Source organism: Rhizomonospora bruguierae, assembly GCF_018397995.1.
In the GTDB taxonomy this organism is placed as follows: domain Bacteria; phylum Actinomycetota; class Actinomycetes; order Mycobacteriales; family Micromonosporaceae; genus Rhizomonospora; species Rhizomonospora bruguierae.
This window is the reverse complement of the sequence record NZ_BBQH01000124.1, coordinates 1-3,225: the sequence shown is the minus strand read 5'-3', so window position 1 is coordinate 3,225 and position 3,225 is coordinate 1. Positions and strand designations below refer to the sequence as shown.

General features: G+C 68.5%; 5 protein-coding genes. 1 reads left to right on the top strand and 4 read right to left on the bottom strand.

The window, feature by feature from the left end; all coding sequences use genetic code 11:
- The coding region (locus KJS59_RS30315) for a GNAT family N-acetyltransferase (protein WP_213457383.1) at positions 1-508 on the bottom strand (508 nt) is incomplete at its 3' end.
- Positions 505-1,368, bottom strand: a complete 864-nt coding sequence (locus KJS59_RS30310) for an SCO6745 family protein (protein ID WP_213457381.1) — start codon at positions 1,366-1,368, stop codon at positions 505-507. The genes KJS59_RS30310 and KJS59_RS30315, both read right to left, overlap by 4 nt.
- Positions 1,369-1,402: 34 nt before the next feature.
- Between KJS59_RS30310 and KJS59_RS30305 the strand changes: the two genes are divergently transcribed.
- Positions 1,403-1,996: a CGNR zinc finger domain-containing protein gene (locus tag KJS59_RS30305; RefSeq protein ID WP_213457379.1), complete on the top strand. Its 594-nt coding sequence runs from the start codon at positions 1,403-1,405 to the stop codon at positions 1,994-1,996.
- 165 nt (positions 1,997-2,161) lie between these two features.
- On the opposite strand, the gene KJS59_RS30300 is transcribed toward KJS59_RS30305, so the two are convergent.
- Together KJS59_RS30300 and KJS59_RS30295 are read right to left on the bottom strand one after the other, a co-directional pair.
- Positions 2,162-2,452, bottom strand: coding sequence for a hypothetical protein (locus KJS59_RS30300; RefSeq protein ID WP_213457377.1), 291 nt, complete (start codon positions 2,450-2,452; stop codon positions 2,162-2,164).
- 426 nt (positions 2,453-2,878) lie between these two features.
- Complete coding sequence (locus tag KJS59_RS30295; RefSeq protein WP_213457375.1) at positions 2,879-3,139, bottom strand: DUF1883 domain-containing protein; 261 nt, start codon at positions 3,137-3,139, stop codon at positions 2,879-2,881.
- Between the last annotated feature and the right edge of the window lie 86 nt (positions 3,140-3,225).

Below are 3,225 nucleotides of genomic sequence, written 5' to 3'. Positions count from 1 at the left end.
GATGCGCGAACACCACGATGTCGGACGTCGACGTGGTGAGGCGTTTCCAGCCGAGCCGCTGGTACAGCCGGATCGCGTTGGCCGCTTTCGGGTCGGTCAGCAGCCAGCAGGTGTCGGCGCCCCCGCAGAGCACGTCGAGGATTCGTCCCGCGATGCCTCGTCCGCGCGCGTGTGGGCTGACCGCTAGCTCATCGACCTCCAGTGCTCCGACCAGGTGGATTTCCACCGCGTCGCCGAGTTGGGCGCGGACGCGGTCGTAGGCCCGGCCGGTGGGGAAGGGGCTCGGCGTGCGCAAGGCCGTGCCGAAGCCTGCCGGCTCGCCGTGGTCGCTGGCCAGCACCGCCGTGAAGCCCGGGCGGCGTACGTCGCTGGTGAGGCGCTCGGCGAAGGCGTCGGCAGCGCGCTGGTCCTCGTGCCACGGTGGTTCGCTGAATGCCGCCCGGTAGAGCGTCGTGAGGGTACCGGCGTGGGCGAGGATCTCGTGGCCGGTGAGGCGTTCGAGCTTCATGCGGGTACCCGCACCGTTCCTATACCCAGCGTGCTCGTCTTCGGCAGCAGGCCGGACGTGACCAGCGCGCCCAGCAGCCGACGGTTGAGTTGGACGAGACGTTCGGCGTTCGCTTCGCCGAGTGCCCGCCACGGCGCGGCTGCCAGTTCGTCGGTGTGTCGCTCGACCTGGTCGCGCAGGGCGTGCCCGGCTTCGGTGGCGGAACCGTTGGCGTGGACGAGGCCGCGGCTGGCGAGTCGTTGCCGTGCGGCTGCCCACTGTTCGTCGGTCCATCCCCGCCCGGCAAAGTCGGCCGCAGGTGCGGCTCCGATGGCGGCGAACGAGAACAGCGCCTCGCAGGCGTCCAGTCCGGCGGCGTGAAGTGCGGTCAGGTGCCCGTCGCCGCGATGTTCTCGCAGGACCGTGTACGCCTGCCACAGCGCCAGGTGCGGCTCGTCTGGCCACGGCAGGTCCAGGTTGGCCGCGGCCAGCGGCCGGTGCGCGAGGTCGACGCTTTCCGCAGCCCGGACCGCGAGTTCGGCCGCCTCCCGTAGTTGAGCCGCGGACGGCAGCAGCGCACGGAGCGTACGGTCCACCGCTCGCAGGCGCGCGTCGAGCACCTGCTGTGGTGTCGCGGTGGCCCAGATGGCGGGCACGTACTCGGCGATCATCGCGGGGCTGAAGCTGTAGTAGGTGGCGGCCACCAGCCGCGGACCAGCGGCGCCCAGCGGGGCCGTGCGCCAGGCGAAGTAGCTCGGCCAGCGCGACGCGACGTCGTAGCCGAGTCCCGCCGCCTCCTCGAAGGCCTGCGAGCTGAAGTACAGCGTTGCGTGCACCGGCTCGATCTGATGCCACATGTGCCGTGCGAGTGACCCGAACATCGCCACAACCTCACTGTCTATGTACGCTATGACGGTGACGATAGGGCCATGGCGCATCACTGGTCAACATGAAATAGACAGTTACGTGGGCCGGTGGGTCGAACAAGCGGTCCTCCTGGTCAACAGCCTGGCCGTCACCACCGCACACGGCCGGCCCACCTCCCCGCCCCGCTCAGGCGGGCAACGGCTCGCCGCGATCACCGCCCAGCTGACCGCCCCGGTGACACTCACCGCCGCCGACGCCGACGCACTGGCAGCGGTCGCCGTCGAGCTGCACCCCATGTTCGGCGGGGTCAGTCACATCCATGCCGTCGCGACGCAGCTCAACGACCTGCTGACCCGATACAGGGCCGTGCCCAACCTGCACGGCCATCCCGGGCGGCCGCCGGTGCTTGCCTTCCATCGCGCCGACGCGACCCTCGTCGACGCGTGGGTCGCGGACATGGGCACCGCGCTCGCCATGGTGATCGGCGTGGGCCAGTCGGCCCGGCTCGCCGTCTGCCAGGCCGACAAGTGCTCCCTGGTGTTCTTCGACACGACCCGCAACGCTTCCCGTCGCTTCTGTGGCCTGTCGTGCCAGAACCGCGCCAAGGCAAGCGCCTACCGCGCCAGGCAGGCTGCCCGCTGAGCGCACCGCCCCGCCCAAGGCTATTCACGGGCCAAGATCAGGTGCGCGGATCTGCCGCCGAGCGGGCGCGCTGCAGTCGCGCCCCACCGGTCACGCCGCATAGGGCCAGCCTCGGTGCGATTCATTTGCGGACATGCCGAGAACAGTGCGCCCTCCTCACGCCGGCTAATCTTCGGCTCGGGCGCGTAGGCGGCTCCGTAGCGCCGCCTCAATCTCACTCGGCAGCCGGAACCATCCGGCCGCTGTCAGCAGCCGGTGGCGTGGATCGTGCTGGTAGGAGCCAGCCACCGGCCTGCCGTTACTGACTTCAATCGCACCGACGATGTCGGCCGGGTTAACTCGTCCGGGATCGGGCGTGCGTTCGTCCAGTAGATAGACGTAGCCGCTGCCCTGGATCTCCGTCTCTTGTCGAAGGGAGCCGCACTGGTCAATGCTCTCGAAGATGACCCTCGACAACAGCCGAAGGAAGGGGCCGTTCTCCTGAACATCGGCGGGTGCCAGGACGTCCGGGTCCGCGCCCTAACGCACGACCGCCATGACCGCCTCTGGGTGCAGTCCGTGCTGAAGCACCCAGTCGGGCTCGAGTAACGACACGACGTCTCGCTCGCCGCCACCAAAGTCCACGTGGTATCGGAACACCTGGCGATCGTCTCGCGTCACGGCCGACAGATTACACACCAGGAGTAGCCGTTCACTCAGCTGCTGCGCAGCGCTCGCTACGCAGCGCGACGACCGAAGGCGTACGAATCGCGCCGTCGGCCCCTGGCGCGACTCCACGCTCGGTGATCGTCACGACAGCTAGCATCCCAGCCCGAACGCTTCGGGCGAAAGCCTTGACATCTGGTGAGTCTTCGGGCCATACAGGGCGCGGCACCGTTCGTATCAATCGAAGTTTTCCTCGTACTTGACCTTGATGCGCCCGTGGTAGCTGTCGACCACCAGGTACCAGTCGTCGTACGGCACCTCGAGGACGATCGGGCTCACGTTGAAGATGCCGCCGTGGTACTCGTAGTCGTCACCGTCGAGGTACGCCTGGTATTCGTCGGCGTCCATCAGGCATGCCCGCGCGGACGAGCCGCGCAGCTGTACCGCGAGCTGGGTGCCGCCTGCGCAGCCACCGAGGTCGAACCACAGGTGCTCCATAGGCGATTACTAGCGGATCGCGCGGCGGACGTAAAGCGGCTCGCGACCCGTTTGCAGGTCACCTGCTTCCGGCTCGATTCTGTCCT

Bases quoted from the DNA above. Each gene is read 5' to 3' on its own strand.
- KJS59_RS30295 (WP_213457375.1), bottom strand. From the start codon at position 3,139: ATGGAGCACCTGTGGTTCGACCTCGGTGGCTGCGCAGGCGGCACCCAG.
- KJS59_RS30310 (WP_213457381.1), bottom strand. From the start codon at position 1,368: ATGTTCGGGTCACTCGCACGGCACATGTGGCATCAGATCGAGCCGGTG.